Origin of the sequence: Zobellia sp. B3R18, from assembly GCF_018860715.1 — a bacterium.
Classification (GTDB): Bacteria; Bacteroidota; Bacteroidia; order Flavobacteriales; family Flavobacteriaceae; genus Zobellia; species Zobellia russellii.
Genome location: NZ_JAHKQG010000011.1, coordinates 1,635,652 through 1,659,117, shown reverse-complemented (window position 1 = coordinate 1,659,117; position 23,466 = coordinate 1,635,652). Strand labels below are relative to the sequence as shown.

Sequence of the window (23,466 nt, the reverse complement as noted above, 5' to 3'; positions counted from 1 at the left end):
GCGCCCGTTCGTGTGTTTTAAGGCCAATTTTATATACATTTAACATTATTTTATAATTAAACTCAACTTAAAACATCTCATTTATGAAGATCATGCTACTAAAAAACCTGATTATGGTTGCGGCTTTTTTAAGCTTTGGCATAGCACAGGCACAAGATGTATCAGGAACTGTTTCCGATGCAAGCGGTCCTTTGCCGGGAGCAAGTATTGTCATTAAAGGTACAACTACTGGCGCACAAACGGACTTTGACGGAAATTATGCATTGAGCAACGTTCCCGAAGACGCCACATTGGTATTCAGCTACATTGGCTTTGCCTCTCAGGAAATACCGGTAAATGGCCAATCTACTATTAACGTAACATTGCAAGAAGATGCCCAAGCTTTGGACGAAGTAGTAATAATTGGTTATGGCTCTACTACCGTAAAGGATGCTACGGGCTCTGTAGCCTCCGTTACTTCCGAAGACTTTAACAAAGGTGTGATTTCCTCACCTGAACAGTTAATACAAGGTAAGACGGCCGGTGTTCAAATTTCCCAAGGAAGTGGAGAACCCGGATCCGGAGTCTCTATCCGTATTAGAGGAACATCGTCCGTACGATCAAACAACAATCCTTTGTTTGTTGTAGATGGTGTACCATTACCTTCTGGAGATACTTCTTCAGAAGGAACTAATATTGGTGTAGGCTCTAGTTCCGCTAGAAATCCTCTAAGCTTCTTAAACCCTAATGATATTGAAAGCATGAGTGTTTTGAAAGATGCTTCCGCTACCGCAATTTATGGTTCAAGAGGTGCCAATGGTGTTGTAATCATAACCACAAAGAGTGGTAGAGGTGGTGCTGAAGGAGGAACATGGGAGTTCTCTTCGGACTTAAGTTTTTCAGAACCTGCAGAAGAATATGATTTACTTAACAGACGTCAATTTCTATCTGCCGTAGATGCTTTTGGAGGATCTGCCACAGATTTTGGCAACGATACTGATTGGCAAGGTTTGGTAACACGTAATTCTGCCTCTACCAATAACAACTTGGCTTATTCACGTAATTACGGCTCAGGTAACGTAAGAGCTACCTTTAATTACGGGAAACAATTTGGTGTTATAAAAAAATCTTCTCAAGAACGTATCACTGGTCGTTTAAATATTTCTCAAAGATTTTTAGAAGACAAATTAAAGCTTGATTTTCAAGGTACAATCTCACGTGTAAATGATGAGGCACCGCCATTAAGCGGTAGTGCAGGTTCTACAGGAGACCTTTTAGGGTCGGCTTACTCAGCTAACCCAACTTGGCCCGCTAGTGCAACCTTTAATCCTGGAGACAGGATTAATCCTCTAAACTTATTGAACAACTGGCAAAGTTTAAATAACACTAACCGTTATTTAGCAAATTTCTCTGCAGCATATGACATAACCCCTGAGTTGACAGCGAAAGCTACCCTAGGCTATGACAAGGCAGATGCAACACGCGAAGCTTCATTAAGTTCTAATTCGTTTAACGTTTCTAGAGGCGCAGCTGGTAATGGCCGTGGTGCTTTAAACGACCTCACCAATGAGAATAGACTCTTTGAACTTACATTGAACTACAAGAAAGAATTTTCTAATTCAACCCTAGATGTACTGGGTGGTTTTTCTTATCAAGATTTTAATGTTAGAGGAAGAAATATAGAAGGCTGGGGATATGCTACGTCCGACCTTAATTCAATGGCCAGAGACTTATCAAATGCTTCTGACATTTTAGAATCTAGAATTTCCGGTTCTTACCAACAATACGGGTATGCAAGTAATATTGCAGATGGTATTTTTGTAAACAGATTGTTTCCAACAACGGAGACTGACTTTTTAGGTGACGCATCTATTCCTGTTAGTTCAATTTTTGCTGATACATTTGATAACACAGATGAACTGCAATCTTATTTTGCAAGAGTTAATTACACCATAGCTAACAAATATTTATTTACAGCTACAGTAAGAGCAGATGGCTCTTCTAAATTTGGAGACAACAACCAATATGGTATTTTCCCTTCAGGAGCTTTTGCTTGGAAAATTAATGAGGAAGATTTTATTGGAGATGCAGTGTCTACATTAAAACTTAGGTTAAACTATGGTATTACAGGAAACCAGGACGGTCTTGGTTATGGACGTTTTGTAAGAAGAGAAAGATACTCTGACGGAAGCATTAATGATGCTGGAGAAATCAACATACCAGGTATTACAACAGTTGAATTTGCAAATCCGGATTTGAAATGGGAAGAAACCACTCAATATGGTGTAGGTCTTGACTTTGGTTTTGCCAATGATAGATTAAACGGAAGTATTGACTTTTACCGAAAAGAGACCAAAGACCTTCTTTTAAATATTGAAGCGGCACAACCATCCCCACAACCAACATTCTTTCAAAACTTAGATGCTTTAGTTCTTAACCAAGGGGTAGAATTTGCATTGAACTATGATTTTGTACAAACCGAGGATTTTAACTGGTCCGCTGGGTTCAATGTTGCTTACAACAAGAATGAAATACAAGATTTTGATGGTGAAATTGCCGCAGGAACGATACGTGGTGCAGGTCTTTCAAATGCATTTTCTCAACGCTTAGCTTCAGGACAACCTTTATTTTCTTTCTACTTACGGGAATTCGTTGGTTTTGACGAAAACGGAAACCCTGTTCACGAAGGTGGAAACGACAACCAAAAATTTGTCGGCAAAAGCGCTTTACCTGATATTACTGGAGGTTTTTCAACCAGTTTAAATTACAAAAACTGGGATGCTTCTCTATACTTCAACGGTCAGTTTGGCAACTACATTTACAACAACACGGCTAATGCCTTCTTTACCGGTGGTGCTATAGGCAGTGGAAACAATGTAACTCAAGATGTTGTTGCGCTTGCTGGAGAAGAAGGACGTTTTGCAGAAGCTTCGGTTTCAACAAGATTCTTAGAAAAAGGTGATTTTGTAAGACTTCAAAATGCCTCTATAGGTTACAATGTGCCTCTTTCAGGAGAAGGTTGTTTTGACTCTATGAGACTAAGCCTAAACGCACAAAACCTATTTGTAATTACTGACTACAGTGGTCTTGACCCAGAAGTTAGCGTAAGCCCTGCAGGTGATGACCTTCTAAACGGCTTGCCAATAGCCGGTATTGACTATAGTTCTTTTCCACGACCTAGAACTTTGACCGTTGGAATCAATGTAACTTTTTAAAAAAATTGATATGAAAATAAATATACAAATAACCACGATGTTATTTTCGGTATTGACGATGGCTCTAGCGGTCTCTTGTACCGATCTTGAAATAGAAGAGACAGATTCTTTAATAAGCGAAGATTCTGGGTCAACAGGATTTACAGGCTTAAGTGATCCAGAGTCTTCACTTAGCGATCTTTACAATAAAGTTGGAGGAGATTTCCAGGGCCAAGAAAATATGTATGCACTTTCTGAAGTGGCTACAGATGAACTCTTGGTTCCCACTAGAGGAACCGACTGGGGTGACAACGGTATTTGGAGACAATTGCACACACATACTTGGACTACTTCCCACCTATTTGTGAAAAACTCATGGAACAATTTGAATCAAAACATTTTTAGAGCTACAGAAATCATTGAAAGCAATCCATCAGCATCAGTTGTTGCAGAAGCAAAGTTTCTTCGTGCGTTCAACATGTTTTTTGTTGTAGATCTTTTTGGCTCTGTTCCTTTTAGAGGTGTAGACGAAGGACCAGATGTTAATCCAATGGTTATGAGCCGAACAGAAGCTTTTGATTTTATTGTGACAGATATACTTGATGCCTTGCCTAACTTACCGTCAGTAACACCAGGTGTTGACAATACAGGGAAAGCAACACAAGAAGCGGCTAACTTTTTATTGGCCAAACTTTATTTAAACGCTGCTGTTTATAAAGGTACAGGCACTTTTGATGCTGCCGATATGCAAAAAGTCATAGATGCTGTAGACGCAATTGAAGCAAAAGGTTTTGCCATACAAGAAGGTTATTTTCAAATTTTTGAACCTACGGACGATACCGAAACTATTTGGCATTTAAATAGTGAGATTGGAGGAAGAATATGGAATACGCTTCATTACAACCAAAATTCACCTGACAACGAAGGTGGTGGATGGAACGGATTTACTACTCTTTCTGATTTCTATAATAGTTTTGAAGGAGCTGAAAATACCAACTACGTAGGCGATGGTCAGGAAGAACGAAGAGGTTTTGTTCCTGATGCCACAACAGCAAACAATCAGAACTTAGGTATTGGTTACGGCTTTTTAATTGGTCAACAGTATAATGAAGATGGCACCCCACTTACCAATCGCCAAGGTGCACCTTTGAGTTTCACCAAAGAAATTCCTGCCCTAGTAGGTAATACTGAAGTAGAAGGTGTACGAGTAATTAAATATCACCCATTTGACCCTACTGATGAAGAAAACCAAAATAACTCATTCAGAAGACATCAAATTATGTTCCGTTATGCAGATGCTCATTTGATGAGAGCGGAAGCTATGATGCGTATGGGAGATGATGTTACGGCAATAGTGAACGAACTAAGACAAAAAAGAACTGATACTCCTGACTTAACATCTGTAAGTGAAGAAGAACTACTTGCTGAAAGAGGAAGAGAATTATTTATAGAGTACTGGAGAAGAAATGATTTAGTTAGATTTGGACAATTCACTTCTCCTTGGAGCCTTAAGGAAGTTAGTGGAGATGAAAATACAAATCTCTATCCTATACCGGAGACTGCAATTCTATCTAATCCAAATCTAGTACAAAATCCAGGGTACTAAAAATTATAATTTAAGTGTTTAAAAAGGCCTTGACAAAGAAGTCAAGGCCTTTTTTTGTTCTCTTTTTTCACTCACAAACTGAATCACTTTCAAATAACTTATACCCTACAACCATATTTTGCTTTAAATTTTAACATAATCAAATTATGGACATAATCCAAATAAAAGGAAATATTCCATAAATTAGCTATTCCACTTTTATAAGGATAGCTATGCAAATTTTTCGTCCACAACTTAACCCTTATACATTCTCACAAACCATTGGATCGGCTTCAATTGGGTATAAAAAAACTATAAAGACTCATAATATATGTATCTAAACTGCCATACATATTATAGCCTTAGGTACGGTACCATCAAAACTGACAAACTTCTAAGTTTAGCCGCCCAAAACGGCTGTAAGACTTTAGCGTTAACGGATGTTAATAATACCTCTGCCTGTCTTGATTTTGTCCGTTTAGCCCCTAAATATGGTATAAGACCTATCCTAGGAGTTGATTTTAGAAATGGTGCCAGTCAGCAATTTATCCTCCTTGCAAAAAACAATAAAGGTTATAAAAACATCAACTCTTATCTGTCCTCTTTTTTACACCAACCTGGTCTAGCCATACCTGAAAGACCTATTGAAATTGAAAACAGCTATATAATCTATCCTTTTGAAAAGGCAAGAAATTATAAGCTAAAGCAAAATGAGTATTTAGGTATTTCCTTAAAACAATTAAATGGCTTAAAGTTTTCAAAACAGAGCATTAACAAAGACCGTTTGGTACTACTCCATACCGTGTCTTTTCAAAGTAAAAGGGGATTTAATACCCATCGTCTATTAAGGGCCATTGACAATAATACTTTATTGAGCAAGTTGCCTGTACATGAACAAGGCCAAGAAACAGATCAATTTTTATCCGAAGATAAAATCAAACTTATTCACATTGATTTTCCGGAGATACTAGAAAACACATTACAATTACTAAATAATTGTAACATTAAATTTAATTTCTCCGAAACCAAACCAAAGAACCAGCGTGCATACTCTAACAATGAGGAGTTGGATTTTCGATTCCTTCAAAAATTAGCCCAACAAGGTATTCCATATCGTTATAAAAATGCAGCTCCGCAGATTTATACCCGTATAGACAAAGAATTGGCCATCATTAAGGAAAAAGGATTTGTTTCCTATTTTCTGATCAATTGGAAAATCTTAAAATACGCACGAAGCAAAGGGTATTTCTATGTGGGCCGTGGTAGTGGGGCCAATAGTATTATAGCATACCTTTTACGCATAACCGATGTAGACCCAATAGAGCTTGACCTTTATTTTGAACGCTTTATAAATATACATCGTAGAAATCCACCTGATTTTGACATTGATTTCTCTTGGTCCGATAGGGATGATATTACTCAATTTATGTTCAAACAATTTAAGAACACTTCTCTTATAACCGTTTATAACACCTTTAAATTCAAGGCGTCCGTACGTGAACTGGGAAAAGTTTTTGGGTTACCAAAGTCCGAAATAGATATACTTACCAAAGGAAAATTCAATTTTAACCAACTGGATAATTTATCTCAACTGGTTTTAAAATACAGTCAATATATACAAGGCTTCCCTAATTACTTAGGTATTCATGCCGGAGGCGTTTTAATTTCCGAAGAACCCATTCATAGCTATTGCGCCACATTTATGCCTCCCAAAGGTTTTGCCACCGCACAAATAGACATGGTAGCGGCAGAAGATATTAGATTATACAAGTTTGATATTTTGAGTCAGCGTGGCCTGGGAAAAATAAAAGATGCCGTTGAAATTGTAAGAAAGAACCATCCCCTTCAAAAGCCCATAGATATTCATAATATTAAACGGTTTAAAGAGGACAAGCGCATTAAATACCTTTTAAAAAACGCCAAGGCCATAGGATGCTTTTATGTAGAATCTCCCGCCATGCGGATGCTTTTAAAAAAGCTGCAGGTAGATGATTATTTGGGCTTGGTGGCTGCTAGTTCCGTTATTAGGCCCGGTGTGGCAAAATCAGGAATGATGCGTGAATACATTTTACGTTACCGAAATCCTGAACGAAGAAAAGATGCTCATCCTGTGCTATTGAATATCATGCCCGAAACTTTTGGGGTCATGGTCTACCAAGAAGATGTTATTAAAGTAGCACACTATTTTGGGAGACTGAAACTTCATGAAGCAGATACACTACGCCGTGGCATGTCCGGTAAATTCCGGTCGCGAGATGAATTCTTAAAAGTAAAACAACAATTTTTTGACAACTGTAAGGCCGATGAAAAGCCTGATGCCGTTACAAGTGATATATGGCGCCAAATTGAAAGCTTTGCCGGGTATGCTTTTGCCAAAGGACATTCTGCTTCATATGCCGTAGAAAGTTACCAGAGCCTGTTCTTAAAGGCGTACTACCCTCTAGAATATATGGTGGCAACGCTTAACAATGGCGGCGGGTTCTATAGCCGGGAGCTTTACGTTCATGAAGCAAAAATGCACGGAGGTATCGTCCAAGCTCCATGCATCAACCAAAGTGAGTATCTGACCACTATTATGGGCAATACCATCTATCTTGGTTTTAGCTTTCTAAGAAGTTTGGAAACCCAAACTATAGAAAAAATATGCACAAACAGAGCCCGCTATGGCCCTTTCAAAAGCTTGGACAATTTTGTTGATAGAGTTCCTGTTTCAGTAGAGCAAATTGCCATACTTATTAAAATTAATGCATTCCGTTTTACCGGAAAAAACAAAAGAGAACTTCTCTGGGCCGCCTATTTACAAACGAGCAAAACCCCAAAGGAAGAGCATGTTCCTACCCTTTTTCAACCTAAAAAAATATCCTACAAAACCCCTGAGCTAAAAAGTTCAGAATTAGAAAATGCATTTGATGAATATGAGCTGTTGGGATTTCCTTTATGCAACCCTTTCGATTTGCTGGCAAATCCTAAAGAAAACACCTTAAAAGCAAACCAATTACTTCATTATAAAAATCGGGTAGTTACAATTGAAGGTTATTTAGTAACTACAAAAAACACTTCAACTTCAAACGGAAAATCAATGCATTTTGGAACTTTTCTAGATAGGAACGGTGATTTTATAGATACCGTTCACTTTCCTCCCATAGCCGCAAAATTCCCTTTTAGGGGAAAAGGTATTTATTCTATAACCGGTAAAATAACCGAAGAATTTGAATGTATTACTATTGAGGTTATCAGCATGTACCACCAAGCAATCATTGAAGACCCCAGATATTCCGAAAACCCTAAAACCAGTGCCGTATAATGCCAGAGGAAAGAGCTATAGTACATATGGATCTTGATACATTCTTTGTATCGTGCGAACGCTTGTTGGACAGTCGCCTGAATAAAAAACCTATTTTAATAGGTGGTGTCTCTGACCGAGGCGTAGTAGCTTCATGCAGTTATGAAGCGCGGAAGTTTGGCATACATTCGGCCATGCCTATGCGTATGGCCAAGCAATTATGTCCGGAAGCTATAGTTTTAAGGGGCAATGCAGCCACCTATAGTAAATTTTCCAATTTGGTTACAGATGTGATCAAGGACAGCGTTCCCCTTTATGAAAAAAGCTCGGTAGACGAATTCTATATAGATTTAACGGGAATGGACAGATTCTTTGGGTGCCACCAAATAGCTATTGAACTTAGGGAAAAAATCATGAACGAGACAGGGCTACCCATCTCCTTTGGATTATCTATAAACAAGACCGTTTCCAAAATTGCAACGGGAGAAGCCAAACCCAACAACCAGATTAGAATTTTTAAAGGCACCGAAAAGCCTTTTTTGGCCCCATTATCCGTTAGAAAAATACCCATGGTTGGTGAAGTTACCTATAAATCGTTATGTGATTTGGGAATTAAAAAAATAGTAACCGTTCAAGAAATGCCAATGCAATTAATGCATAAGGTATTGGGGAAAAACGGGTTGTCTATTTGGAAAAAAGCCAACGGTATAGACAACAGTCCCGTGATTCAATACCACGAGCGAAAATCCATTTCTACGGAACGAACCTTTGACAAGGATACAACGGACATTAAAAAGCTTAAGAGTATTATTATTGCAATGACCGAAAATCTAGCTTACCAATTACGAAGAGGCCATAAATTAACCGCTTGCGTTACTTTTAAAATTAGGTATTCGGATTTTCAGACCTATACCCAACAACAGCGAATACCATATAGTTCTTTGGACAGCAGCATCTTGCCCGTAGTTTTAAACCTCTTTGAGAAACTGTATAATAGACGTCTGCTGGTACGCTTGATCGGGGTTAGGTTTAGTCATTTGGTAGAAGGGGGACATCAAATTAATCTGTTCGAAGACAATGAAAAGCAAATACGTCTAAGCTTGGCCATAGACAAAATGCGTGAACGGTACGGAGACCGTTCCGTTATTAGTGCCGCTGGTATGGAAGCTAAAAGTATTAGCCGATGGAACCCGTTTTCAGGAGAACCGCCTCCCCTTTTGCCCAACAGAAGAAGGTAATAGTGTATCCTGAAAAGAAAAAACCTTGCACAGAAGTAATCCTTACAAGGCCTTAAATTATATAAGCCGTTCTTTATTTTGCAAAATAGACATACAGTGCCACTACGATAAAGCAGATTGCAATACCCACCTGCTTCACATATTTGTAAGGCTCAATAGAGACTTGTTTGGTATACTCCAATTCAAATGGTTTTTCGTTAGGATATATTTTACCTATAACCAACATAATAGCCGCATTCAACACGAACAAAATAGCCATAACGTGAATAAAGTGTGGATAAGCTTCCGCTTTCACCAATGCCAATGCATCAACATCTGTTATACCGGCCGCAGCGGCCTCTCCCAATGCCCCATCAACAAACATGGGCTGTAAATAAAATTGACTGAAACAGTATAATACAACACCGGCAATAATACCGATTTTTGCCGCTATGGCAGGAACCCTTTTTGTAAGATACCCTACTACGATTATCGTAAATATTGGAATCGTATAGATACCGTTCAACTCCTGTAAGTAGGCAAAAAGACTACCTGCATTAGATATCAACGGCGCAATAAGCATAGCGCCTATTGCCAAAATAACACCAAAAATCTTACCGTATTTCACTACCGTTTGCTCTGTAGCTTCCGGATTAATATGTTGCTTATAAACATCAAGTCCAAAAAGAGTAACAGAACTATTCAATACACTATTAAACGAGCTCAAAATTGCTCCAAAAAGTACAGCTACAAAAAAGCCGACCAAATATTTAGGCAATACGGCATTTACCAATGCTGGGTACGCTTGATCAGGCATTTCCAATCCACCTTGAAAATAATGGAAAGCAATAATACCGGGAAGTACTACGATTAATGGTCCTAAAATTTTAATAAAAGAAGCTAACAGCAATCCCTTTTGACCTTCGGCCAGGTTTTTCGCTCCCAAAGCTCTTTGTATAATTTGTTGGTTTGTACCCCAGTAGAACAAGTTAATAAGCATCATACCCGTAAACAAAGTTGAAAATGGCACACTGTTGGTTACTTCTCCTGTTGAATCAAACTTCTCAGGATTTGCTTGATAAAGGACATCCAAACCTTCAAATACACTTCCATCACCAATAGCCATCAGTCCAAAAACAGGGATTAAAAGTCCGCCAATCAAAAGTCCAACCGCGTTAATCGTATCGGAAACAGCAACTGCCTTTAGACCCCCAAAAACAGCATAAATAGAACCAATAATACCAATACCCCATATACTTAGGTTTAGTGCCGTACCATCGGAAACACCCAACATCGTAGGTAAATCAAACATAGTACTGATCGCAAGCGCTCCAGAATATAGAATAGTTGGCAACAACACCACAACATACCCTGTAAGAAATAAGATAGACGTTAGTGTTTTTGTTGTTACATCATACCTATCTTTAAGGAATTGGGGAACCGTAGTTATACCTCCTTTTAAATACCTTGGCAATAAGAAAATGGCAGTAACCACCATAGCAATAGCCGCTAAAGTCTCCCAGGCCATAACCACAATTCCTTCGGTATAAGCCTGTCCGTTAAGACCAACAATTTGTTCCGTAGAAAGATTGGTCAACAACAATGACCCCGCAATAACACCAGCCGTTAAACTCCTTCCTCCTAAAAAGTAACCGTCCGAAGAATTTTCATCGGTTGTACGTGTTGCAAAATAAGATATTATGGCCACCAAAGCGGTAAAGCCTATAAAGGACAAAATTCCGATCATTATAAATTGGTTTGATATTTCGGTTAAATATATTGGATTATTTACGAAAAACTCAAAGATTAACGGACAATAAATACGAAATCACATTTGACAAAAAAAAAGGATGAAATTTCACAGGCCTGTAATTTTCTATACCTCTGGGCAATGATTATCTTGCAGACGATTTTGACTATGAAAAAAGTACTATGTTTAATTTGGGTTGGGGCGCTGTCCTTATTAATGATTTCCTGCTCAGAAAAAAAGCAAGAACCCACAACTTTATTTCAAAAATTAGAAGCCACAAGCACTGGAGTTTCCTTCAAAAACTTCCTTAAAAACACCCCTGACCTCAACATTCTTAATTATCTCTACTACTATAACGGAGCGGGAGTAGCAGCCGCAGATTTCAACAATGACGGGCTTACAGATATCTACTTTACAGCCAACGAAAGTGCAGACCATTTATACTTAAATAAAGGCAATTTAAAATTTACCGAAATAAGTCAAAAAGCAGGTATTGTTAATTCAAACGGCTGGACAACAGGCGTTACTCACGTAGACATAAACAACGACGGACTTTTAGATATATATATTTGTAAAGTTGGCAATTACAAACACCTTAAAGGAGCCAATTTACTCTATGTAAACCAGGGTAATGACAATGATGGCACTCCTATATTTACAGAAGAAGCTGCAAAGTACGGACTTGATTTTTCAGGGTTTTCAACCCAAGCTGCTTTTTTTGATTATGATTTAGATGGCGATTTGGATTTGTTCCTCCTCAACCATTCCGCTTATCCTAACCGCACTTATGGAAAAGGGGCAAAAAGAAATCAGGTTAGTGCCTATTCCGGTGATCGCCTTTACAGAAATGAACATGGAAAATTTGTTGATGTATCTTCTGAAGCTAAGATTTTTCAAGGTGAAATTGGCTATGGATTAGGTATTGGCGTAAGCGACATTAACAATGACGGTTACCCTGATATTTATATAGGTAATGATTTTTTTGAAAACGATTATCTCTACATCAACCAAAAAAACGGCACGTTTGAAGAAATTATCTCTAAAAACGATAGAAAACTAGGGCATACCACTCATTTCTCCATGGGCAATGATTTGGCGGACATCAACAATGATGGACTTACAGATATTGTTTCCTTAGATATGCTACCCGAAAATCTGGAAACTTATAAAACATCTGGCTTAGAATACCCATATCCTACCTATCAAAATTATCTGCGTAACGGGTACGCACCCCAGTATATGCAGAACACCATGCATTTAAACTTGGGCAACACTAACTTTAGTGAAATAGCACATCTAGCAGGGGTTTCAGCCACTGAATGGTCTTGGGGAGCTCTTCTGGCAGACTATGATAATGACGGACTTAAAGACCTTTTTGTTTCAAACGGCATCAAAGGAGCTACCAATGATATGGATTTTATCAACTTCATTGCCAATGACAATATTCAACAACGTATTGAAAAAGGCATGACCAAAGAAGACATGACCTTTATTGATGAAATGCCAAAGAAAAAAGTTACCAACTATTTTTTCAAGAACCAGGGAGATTTAACCTTCAAAAATATGTCCGGTGTATGGTCTGACCAACAGGCTAGTTATAGCAACGGTAGTATTTATGCAGACCTAGATAATGATGGGGATTTGGATATTGTGGTAAATAATGTTGACCAAGAAGCTTTTGTCCTTGAAAACAGAAGTGTTTCAAGCAATGAAAATCACTTTCTAAAAATAGACTTTGAGGGGCCTGAAAACAATCTTTTTGGAATTGGTGCAAAGGTTATCGCCTACGGCCACAACTCTCCCATAAGTGCAGAAAATTTTGTGAGCCGCGGTTATTTATCCGCTGTTCCTCCTGAATTGCATTTGGGCGTAGGTAAAGATTCCGTTTTAGATTCAGTAAAGATTATATGGCCAGGCGGAAAACTTCAAACACTGAAAAAGGTTCGTGCCAATCAAAAACTAACCTTCAATATCTCTAAGGCAAACGGTAATTTCTATAAAAATTCGGAGAAACTCACCCCATCAATACTAAACAACACTCCTGATTTTCTCGGTTTCTATCATAAAGACAGTCCCACTCTTGAATTCAACCGAAGTCCATTGGTCCCTTTTGCCAATACCAATGAAGGACCAAGTGTTTCCGTTGCAGATACTAATGCGGACGGATTAGATGATATTTTCATCTGTGGTGCAAAAGGTCAGGCTTCCGCTTTGTTCGTTCAGCAACCAGATGGAAGTTTTAAACCACAGCAAACCAAACTTTTTGAAGAGGATGCGATTAACGAAGATGTGTCTCAAGTCTTTTTTGATGCCGATGGTGATGGCGACCAAGATTTAATTATTGTTAGTGCCGGTAATGAATTTAAAACGGGCAAAACATTACAACCTCGATTTTACCGAAATCAAAATGGGCTGCTCAAAAAAGAAGACGAGCAGTTTGCCAGACTCTATCTTAACGCATCAAAAATAAGCGCTGTAGATTTTGACAATGACGGTGATAAAGATGTTGTGATTACTGCTGACCAGATTCCACATGAATTTGGTATCCCCCCTTTGCAATATATCTTTAAAAATGACGGCTCCGGAAGCTTCACAGACGTATCGGAAACTTTTGGACAGGAGTTTCAAAAAATAGGCAATGTTAAAGATTTTGTGTGGAAAGATTTAAACGGAAACGGCTTTCAAGACCTTATAGTAGTAGGGCATTGGATGCCGATTACGATATTTTACAACAATGGAAAATCATTGCAGCTTCAAGACAATCCTACTTTAAAAAATACTAATGGTTGGTGGAACACCATTGTGGCCGACGATTTTGACAATGATGGTGATATTGACCTTATAGCTGGAAACTGGGGCCTTAACAGCAAATTCAAAGCTTCTAAATTAGAACCTATTACACTTTATAGTGCAGACTTTGACCAAAATGGGCTTACAGACCCAATAGTCACTCATTTTCACCAATCTAAAGAAACACCGTTTGCATCAAAAGACGAGTTAGTTAAACAATTACCTTATTTAAATAAAGAATTTTTATCCTACAAAGACTTCGCTCAAGCCTCCATATCAGACTTATTTTCTAAAGAGAAATTGACAAAATCCCATCAAAAAAAAGTCTATGAATTGCAAAGTCTATTTTACGAAAACGATGGAGTTGGAAATTTTAATATAAAACAGCTCCCAACTATTGCACAAGCATCTACAATTCATGATATTGCAGTAGACGACTTTGATAATGACGGGTTTAAAGACCTTTTAATTGTAGGCAACTCAACTGAAATTAGCACGCAATTAGGTAGAATGGATGCTTCTCACGGCGTTATTTTACGTAATAACCAAAAAGGAAGTTTTGAATGGTTAAGCAACCAGAAATTTAATATTGAGGGGTCTGCAAGAAGTATTGCTAAAATCAAAGTAAAAAACAACCAATTCTATATCATTGGCATGAACAATGACGTTCCTATTTTCTTATCAAAAAAAAGCAGCAAATAGTATGCAACTAATAGCCAAAAAAGTTTTCAACGGTCCACTTTGGGCATTTAGTCTTATGATGGTTCTTATGGCTTCATGCAACCCGGAAACCAAAGAAGATACTTCTGATACACAAAAAAAAGAGACCCTTTTTAGCATGCTTCCTACAGAAGAAACCGGCATCGATTTTATCAACTCAGTAAAGAATCAAAAGAATTTCAACATTTTTAAATACCGTAATTTCTACAACGGGGGTGGCGTAGCTATCGGAGACATCAATAATGATGGATTGGCAGACATTTATCTTTCTGCCAATATGGGGCCTAACAAACTTTACCTGAACAAAGGTGATTTTAAGTTTGAGGATATTTCTGAAAAAGCCGGTGTTACAGGCAACAAACCCTGGTCTACAGGAGTTGTTATGGCAGACATTAATGCAGACGGCTTACTAGACATTTACGTAAGTAACGCTGGAAACATGGAAGGCAACAACCATGATAATGATCTTTATATCAATAATGGAGACCTCACTTTTACGGAAAAAGCAAAAGAATTCAATCTTGCGGAAACCGGTTTCTCCACACACGCTTCTTTTTTTGATTATGACAAAGACGGAGACCTAGATGCCTACATCTTAAACAATAGCAACATACCCGTTAGCAGTTTGGGATACGCAGAACAACGCAGCGTTCGGGCACAAGACTGGGAGGGTGTTCCTCATATTTTTAGGGGTGTTGGCGACATGCTTTTACGAAACGACAACGGAAAATTTACGGATGTAAGTGAAGATGCGGGCATTTATGGTAGCTTAATTGGATTTGGCCTTGGCGTTATGGTAAGCGATATTAACGGAGACCTTTGGCCGGACATCTATGTTTCTAACGATTTTTATGAGCGCGATTACCTTTACATCAATCAAAAGGATGGCACTTTTAAAGAAGAAATAAAAGAATGGACCTCTCACCTATCGCTGTCGGCAATGGGCATAGACATGGCCGATATCAACAATGATGGTCATGCGGACATTTTTATTACAGATATGCTTCCGGAAGGCGACCAACGTGTTAAATCGGTTATGGAGTTTGAGGGTTACAACATCTTTAAACTAAAGCAGAGCAAAGATTTTTATCAGCAATACATTCAAAACACATTACAACTTAACAATGGTAACGGTTCATTTTCGGAAGTAGCCTATCATAGCGGTGTAGCAAAAACAGATTGGAGCTGGGCCGGACTCTTATTTGACATGGACAATGATGGTCTGCGCGATATATTTATTACCAACGGTGTAAACCATGACCTTACCGATCTTGACTTTGTAGATTTCTTTGCCAATGAAATCATACAAAAAATGGCCCTGACGGGTAAGAAAGAATCTATAGATTCCATTATAAACAAAATGCCAGTTGCCCCGCAACCCAACTATGCTTATCGTAACAAAGGAGATATCACTTTTGATAATGCAGCAGTAGATTGGGGATTTGAAATCCCCAGCCTATCCAACGGTGCAGCATATGGAGATTTAGATAACGACGGTGATCTTGACTTAGTCGTGAACAATGTTAATATGCAATCGTTCGTATATAAAAACAACACTAGTGAAAAAACGGACAACCATTATATTAAGCTAAAATTTGAAGGTCAAGGCCAGAATCCGTTTGCAGTAGGTGCCAGTATTAAAATGTACTACGAAGACCAAATTGTCTTTCAGGAATTGATTCCCTCACGTGGCTTTCAATCTTCGGTAGATTATGTAATGGATATTGGTCTTGGCGAGACCAATACGGTCGATTCTCTTCGTGTTATTTGGCCCGATGATTATACGCAGAAGCTACAAAATATTTCAGCAGATCAACTTTTAACATTAAAACGATCGGATGCCAAAGAAAAATATGTTCCACAAAAACCATCGAACAAAAAAACACTACTCACCGAAATAAACGAAACAAAGTTAGAATCACACAAAGAAGATTCGTATCAAGATTTTGATTATGAAGGACTTATTTCCAAACTTATATCTCAAGAAGGCCCTGCATTAGCAATAGGCGATATAAATGGCGATGGTAACGAAGATATCTTTATAGGAGGCGCAGAAGGCCAATCCGGCATAGTATACACCCATTCCGGAAACGGGAAACTCTCAAAAAAACCGCTGAACTTAGATATTGATTTTGACGATACAGCCGCTGCATTTTTTGATGCCGATGGAGATGGTGACGAAGATTTGGTCTTAGGCACAGGTGGCAATCGTATTAACAAGGAAAATTCATATAAGCCTAGGTTATACCTGAATGACGGAAGAGGGAATTTCAGCAAAAGTACGGAGGACCTACCTTCGGCCTTTAAGAACATTTCGGTTATTTCGCCACAGGATTTTGATAATGATGGTGATATTGACCTTTTTGTTGGCTCCAGAAGTGTGGTGGGCACTTATGGTGTAGATCCGGACCATCTGTTTTTGGAGAACGAAGGTGAAGGAAAATTCATTGATGCCACCGAAAGGCTAGCATACGACCTTAAAGATGCCGGTATGGTTACGGATGCGGTTTGGGCCGATATAGATGGTGACAATAAGAAAGATTTGCTCACTGTATCCGATTGGGGCAGACCTAATATTTATAAGAATTCTGGAAGACGGCTTAGTCGGCTTTCTACATCGCTTGACAGCTTATACGGTTGGTGGAATACGGTAGAAGCCGTAGATCTTGACAAAGATGGCGACATGGACATAATATTGGGTAACCAAGGTACAAACGTGCCCTATGAAGCCGATAAAGAGCACCCCATGAAACTATGGATTAACGACTATGATAACAATGGCACATTAGAACAGATTACTACCCGAGGTTTTGACGGAAAGGATTATCCCATCCACCAGAAAAAAGAATTGACCGGACAAATCGTATCCTTAAAAAAGCAAAGTTTAAAAGCTTCCGAATACGCTAAGAAAACCATAGGGGAACTTTTTCCAAAAGAGATTTTTGATCGTAGCATCGTTAAAGAAGCCAACACTATGGAATCCGTAATTGCAATTAACGAAGGGGGCGGCAAATTCACTATTAAAAAATTACCATCACGTGTTCAACTATCTTGTGTTTGTGGTATTACTTGTACCGATATTGATAAGGACGGAAATTTAGACCTTATCATGGCCGGGAACAACTTTGAGTTCAAGCCACAATATTCCCGTTTGGATGCCAGCTACGGTAATGTGCTTTTAGGCGATGGAAACCTGAACTTTAAATGGCAAGATTATAACACCAGCGGTTTTTTTATTAGGGACGAGGTAAAACATCTGAAACAATTTAAAGACAAAAGCGGAAAAACCTTTCTTATTGCTGCCATAAACGATAGTGCACCTAAAATTTATGCTTTAGACTAAATGTCATTTCCAAAATTACAATTTCAAAGAAAAAACCTACTATCCGTGCATTTTAAACATACTCATATTGTTCTTTGCATTGCCCTCATGGCCTTTACTGCTTGCGGCAAGAAACAAGACTTTTTATTCAGCAATCCTCCCGCTACGGAAACAGGCATAATATTCAAAAACACCCTTACAGAAACAGACAATCTAAATATATTGGACTACCTATATTTTTACAACGGAGGTGGTGTAGCCATTGGCGACATTAACAATGACGGTCTTCCTGATATTTTCTTCTCAGGGAACCAGGTTAAAAACAAACTCTATCGCAATAAAGGAAATCTACAATTTGAGGACATCAGCAAAACGGCAGGTATTGAAGGTAATAGTACTTGGAATACCGGCTCCGTAATGGGCGATGTAAACGGTGATGGCCTTTTAGACATTTACGTATGTGCCGTGGTGGGCATTAACGGATTTAATGGATATAATGAGCTCTTCCTAAACAATGGTGATGGCACCTTTACCGAAAGTGCCGCCAAATACGGCCTTGATTTTGACTCCTATAGTTCCAATGCCGCTTTTCTTGATTTTGATTTGGATGGCGATTTGGATATATACCTTTTAAACCATGCCGTACACACACAAGAATCTTTTGGCAAAGCCGATTTAAGACTGAAACGAAACTATCAAACAGGAGACAAACTGCTACGTAATGATGGAGACAAATTTACCGATGTAAGTGAGACCGCCGGGATTTATGGTGGGGTAAATGGCTACGGATTAGGATTGGCAGTTTCTGATTTCAACCAAGATGGTTACCCGGATATCTATGTAGGAAATGATTTTCATGAGGACGATTACTATTACTTAAACAATGGAGACGGGACCTTCACGGAGAGTTCAAAACAGTTTTTCGGGCATACCTCTCGGTTTTCTATGGGAAATGATGTGGCCGACATTAATCATGACGGTTGGCCCGATTTAATTTCCCTAGACATGCTCCCCCAAGATGAAAACGTCTTAAAATCATCAGAAGGAGATGATAATGTACAGACTCAAAAGTTACGTACAGAACGTTATGGGTATGGGTACCAGTTCACCCGAAACATGCTGAATGTTAATCAGCAAAACAGTACTTTTTTAGAAACGGCACTCATGAGCGGTGTAGCTGCTACGGATTGGAGCTGGAGCGCTTTGTTTGGAGATTATGATCAAGATGGTAAGCAAGACTTATTTATATCCAACGGTATTCCAAAAAGACCTAACGATCTTGATTTTATCAATTTTGTAAGTAGCGAGCAGATTCAAAACAAAATGAACAACACCAAGCTTATGGACCAACAAGCTTTGGACAAAATGCCGAGCGGAAAGATCCACAATTTTGTATTTAAAGGTTCGGATAACTTAACCTTCAAAGATGAATCAGGACAATGGATATTTAAAGATACCTTGGTTTCTGGAGCTACAGCCATGGGGGATTTGGACAATGATGGGGATTTGGATTTGGTGACCAATAACCTAAACGGAACGGCTGCTCTGTATATCAACAACACGGACAGTAGATCAAATTACCTAAAATTAAAATTTAAAAACATAGGAAAAAATACTTTTGGCCTAGGAACCAAGGTTTTCTCATATACCCAAGGCAAGTTGCAGTATAAGGAACTCTATACTGTTAGAGGGTTTCAGGCTTCGTCCGAACCCATGATTCATTTTGGATACGGAACAACAGAAAAAGTAGACTCTATTCAAGTAGTCTGGCCCAATGGTACTTACCAAACACTAAAGGATGTTGCTACCAATCAGACCATTGTAGTGGAACCAGAAAACACAATCAAATTCAATTTTGCCAATTTGCTACCCAATGAAAAAATAATTTTTGAAAAGGAGGAGAACAACTTAGGTGTTACTTTTAACCATATCGAGGACAATTACACGGATTTCAATCGTCAAAAATTGATTCCCTATCAGGTTTCGGACCGTGGTCCCGCAACTGCAATCGGCGATTTAAATGGTGATGGGAAGAACGATATTTTCTTTGGAGGTTCAAAATACATTCCTTCGCAAATCTATATTCAAAACGATACGGCATTTGCACCGTTTCATGTAGCACAAATAGCTAAAGATTCTATTAAGGAAGATGTCTCTGCGGTAATTGCAGATTTTAATTCGGACGCAAAGAATGATTTGATTATTGGTACAGGTGGCGCGGATTTTTATAATAAAATGGAACCTTTGCTTGATTCTTACTATACTCAGAATGACTCGGCTTTTATTCCCGCTCCGTTACCCGAGAATTTTCAGAACACCTCCATTCTAGCCCCCTATGATTTTGATAGCGATGGAGACCTTGATTTGTTCGTTGGAAGCCAAGCCATTTCAAACGACTTTGGAAAGACACCACAATCAGTTTTACTAACAAACGACAACGGTATTTTCTCTAATAAAAATGAAGAAGCGCTTTCCAATTTAGGTATGGTTACCGATGCCATTTGGAGCGATTTTGATTCAGATGGCACAAAAGACCTCATCGTTATTGGAGAATGGATGTCGCCTACTTTTTTCAAGAATATTGACGGCCAACTGAATAAAATTGACAATGTTCAAAAAAATCTGAACGGACTTTGGCAAAGTATTGTTCCCTTTGATATTGATAATGACGGAGACTTAGACTATCTTATTGGTAATTGGGGAAGCAACAGCAAATTTAAAGCTTCGGCAGAACACCCTATGAAAATGTACTATGGAGATTTTGACAAGAACAAACAAACCGAAACCATAACTACTATTGAAAAGGACGGTAAATACTACCCTCTAGAAGGCTTAGACGGACTTTCATCCCAGCTAGTTTTTTTAAAGAAAAAATTCAACACCTACACCTCTTTCGCAGGCTCCACGATCGAGGATATTTTTGATAAAGAAACTTTAGAAAAAACCAAAACACTCTTAGTTCATGAACTCCAGTCAGGCTATTTAAAAAACGAGAGCGGTAAATTCAATTTTGTTCCTTTTCAAAATGAATTACAGGTGTCACCTATAATGTCTATGTTGTCCTATGATTTTGACGGCGATGGAAAAGAAGAAGTTTTAGCAGCAGGAAACTATTTTGGTGTTAAACCGTATCACGGTAGATTCGATTCTTTTGCTGGCGCCTTGATTAAAGGTGAAAATAATGTAATTTTAAGCGCTAAAATCGGGTTAGACCTTAGTCAAAAATCCGTAAGAGATTTGAATATCCTTAATCTAGGAGCAGAAAAATACCTCTTGGTTACCATAAATAATGACAGCCCCCAAATCTATAGGCTGAAAAGAAAACAAAAGACAAATGAATAAGATTTTTATCGTACTGCTTTCGCTCGTTTTTGCGATTTCGTGTAAAGCCCCGCAAAAAGAAGAATCTATTACTATTACCCCAGAAGACCTTAACGCTTCAATAGACCAGGTAACGGAGATTATGATTCATGATATATTCTCGCCTCCTGTAGCCAGTAGAATTTTTGCCTATCCTAACGTTGCCGCCTATGAGATTATGGCTATGGCAAATGACGATTACAGACCGCTGACAGGACAACTAAACGGACTCACATCTATTCCTGAACCAGATACTACCAAAGCCATCAACTATGACCTTTCCGCAATGGTGGCACATATGGAACTAAGCAAAAGGCTGATATTTTCAGAAGACCGGATGGAAGCTTTACGCGATAGTCTTTATACGATATGGCAAGGCAAGAACCCAGTTCTGTTCAATAGTTCCAAAGAGTATGGCCTACAGGTAGCAGACCATATAGCCCAATGGATGAGCAAAGACAATTATGCACAAACGCGAACCATGCCCAAATTTACGGTAGATGCAGACGATGAAACAAGATGGCAGCCTACTCCTCCTGCTTACATGGACGGTATTGAACCCCACTGGAATAAAATAAGACCATTTGCAATAGACTCAGCAGCACAATTCAAACCAATTCCTCCACCGGCATTTTCCCTTGAGGAAGATTCCCATTTTTATAAAGAGCTTAAAGAAGTATATGATATAAGTAATAAAATTACAGAAGAAGGTGACGCTTCCGAAGAAATTCAAATTGCTCAATTTTGGGATTGCAACCCTTATGTTTCGGTTACACGGGGTCACCTTATGTTCGCAACCAAGAAAATAACTCCGGGAGCACACTGGATGGGTATAGCAAAAATTGCAGCGCGCAAAACCAACAGTGACTTCCATCAAGCCTTATACGCGTATACCAAGGCCTCAGTAGCCATGGCAGATGCGTTTATAAGCTGTTGGGACGAAAAGTACAGAAGTAACCTTATTCGCCCTGAAACCCTGATAAACCAACATATAGATGACAGTTGGAAACCGGTACTACAGACCCCACCATTTCCCGAGTATACAAGTGGCCACAGCGTTGTTTCCGGAGCGGCTTCAGTAGCCCTAACGGATGTTTTTGGCGAAAATTTTGCTTTTGATGATGATACCGAAGTGCCTTATGGACTTCCAATCCGCAGTTTTACATCCTTTGAGCAAGCCGCCAATGAAGCTGCAATCAGTAGAATGTACGGAGGTATTCATTACCGAGCTGCGGTTGAAGTGGGTGTTAAACAAGGTAGGGACTTGGGCAAGTTCGTAGTTGAAAAACTCAAAATGAAAAATAGCAACGCAATGGCCCAAAACTGAGCCTCATGTTCAAAAAAATAACTGTAGTCGTGTCCGCTCTATTAATAGTAGGGGCAATTTGGTATCTTTTTATCATGCCTCAAGACTACATAGTTCGTTTTCAAACCAAGGCCTTACCGGGTACAGTAAATCAGATTGCAAAGTTTTGGGCAGATCAACAAAACAACGCCCACTTTCAAGAACAAAAAAGTCTTTCTGATTTTACAACTACACTTATTGTAAACGACACTACTTTTACTCTTAATTGGAAAATTACTCCAATGAACGACTCTATTTCCCGTGTAAAAGTTGCCATATCGGATAACGAGCATAGCCTAAAAAACAGAATACTTCTACCTTTTACAACTACCGATTTTGAAAAGCGCTCAAAACGTACTGTTAAAGATGTTTATACACTTTTAAAAAGCCACCTTTCAAACTTTAAGACCACTATAGTTGGTGAAGAGGTTATTCCTGAAAAATATTGTATCTGCGTTCCCCTAAAAGGCACCCAATTAGGAAAGGTCAAAGGCATGATGGAGAACTACTCGCGCCTAAGCAACTTTGTAGCAAAGAATAGTATTAAACCGGACGGAAGACCTTTGATAGAGGTTCAAGACTGGAATACTAAAAATGATAGCATTACCTACAATTTTTGCTTTCCCATAATTAAAACGGATAGCCTTCCCCAAGACCATGATTTTGTTTACAAAAAAATCCAGGAAAGAAAAGCCCTGAAAGCCATTTATAATGGCAATTACCTGACTTCTGACCGAGCATGGTATGCGTTAATGCATTACGCTGAAAAAAAAGGATTGAAAATTAACGAAAAACCGTTTGAAGTATTTCATACCAACCCTAATATGGGCGGAAACGAGCTAGAGTGGAAAGCTGAAATTTTCATGCCTATACAAGACCAAAAAGAGGAATAGAGTGTACCTTTGCTTCCTAAAAACACGT

General features: G+C 38.7%; 10 protein-coding genes. 9 read left to right on the top strand and 1 reads right to left on the bottom strand.

What is annotated here, in order from left to right:
- The first annotated feature begins 83 nt into the window (after positions 1–83).
- From KO513_RS13380 to dinB, 4 genes are all read left to right on the top strand, one after another.
- A complete protein-coding gene (locus tag KO513_RS13380; RefSeq protein WP_215437700.1) occupies positions 84–3,194 on the top strand; it encodes a SusC/RagA family TonB-linked outer membrane protein in 3,111 nt (1,036 codons plus the stop codon).
- A 10-nt stretch (positions 3,195–3,204) separates the two neighbouring features.
- Positions 3,205–4,779: a RagB/SusD family nutrient uptake outer membrane protein gene (locus KO513_RS13375; RefSeq protein ID WP_215913776.1), complete on the top strand. Its 1,575-nt coding sequence runs from the start codon at positions 3,205–3,207 to the stop codon at positions 4,777–4,779.
- 310 nt (positions 4,780–5,089) lie between these two features.
- Positions 5,090–8,062, top strand: a complete 2,973-nt coding sequence (locus tag KO513_RS13370) for a DNA polymerase III subunit alpha (protein WP_215913775.1) — start codon at positions 5,090–5,092, stop codon at positions 8,060–8,062.
- The gene (dinB, locus tag KO513_RS13365) at positions 8,062–9,279 is read left to right on the top strand and encodes a DNA polymerase IV (RefSeq protein WP_215913774.1); all 1,218 of its coding nucleotides are present in this window, start codon (positions 8,062–8,064) and stop codon (positions 9,277–9,279) included. Before KO513_RS13370 ends, dinB begins: the two co-directional genes overlap by 1 nt.
- A 73-nt stretch (positions 9,280–9,352) precedes the next feature.
- Here dinB and KO513_RS13360 read toward each other — a convergent pair whose 3' ends face one another.
- Entirely contained in the window at positions 9,353–11,005 is a 1,653-nt protein-coding gene (locus KO513_RS13360; protein ID WP_215913773.1) for a solute:sodium symporter family transporter, read from the bottom strand.
- A gap of 171 nt (positions 11,006–11,176) precedes the next feature.
- Between KO513_RS13360 and KO513_RS13355 the strand changes: the two genes are divergently transcribed.
- The 5 genes from KO513_RS13355 (at position 11,177) to KO513_RS13335 (ending at position 23,438) form a co-directional block, all read left to right on the top strand.
- On the top strand, positions 11,177–14,500 hold the full coding sequence (locus tag KO513_RS13355) for a VCBS repeat-containing protein (protein ID WP_215913772.1): 3,324 nt from the start codon (positions 11,177–11,179) through the stop codon (positions 14,498–14,500).
- 1 nt (position 14,501) lies between these two features.
- Complete coding sequence (locus KO513_RS13350; RefSeq protein WP_215913771.1) at positions 14,502–17,861, top strand: VCBS repeat-containing protein; 3,360 nt, start codon at positions 14,502–14,504, stop codon at positions 17,859–17,861.
- A gap of 87 nt (positions 17,862–17,948) precedes the next feature.
- On the top strand, positions 17,949–21,182 hold the full coding sequence (locus KO513_RS13345) for a VCBS repeat-containing protein (RefSeq protein ID WP_215914034.1): 3,234 nt from the start codon (positions 17,949–17,951) through the stop codon (positions 21,180–21,182).
- Positions 21,175–22,527: a vanadium-dependent haloperoxidase gene (locus KO513_RS13340; RefSeq protein WP_215913770.1), complete on the top strand. Its 1,353-nt coding sequence runs from the start codon at positions 21,175–21,177 to the stop codon at positions 22,525–22,527. Before KO513_RS13345 ends, KO513_RS13340 begins: the two co-directional genes overlap by 8 nt.
- A 5-nt stretch (positions 22,528–22,532) precedes the next feature.
- On the top strand, positions 22,533–23,438 hold the full coding sequence (locus tag KO513_RS13335; RefSeq protein WP_215913769.1) for a GyrI-like domain-containing protein: 906 nt from the start codon (positions 22,533–22,535) through the stop codon (positions 23,436–23,438).
- The last annotated feature ends 28 nt before the right edge of the window (positions 23,439–23,466 follow it).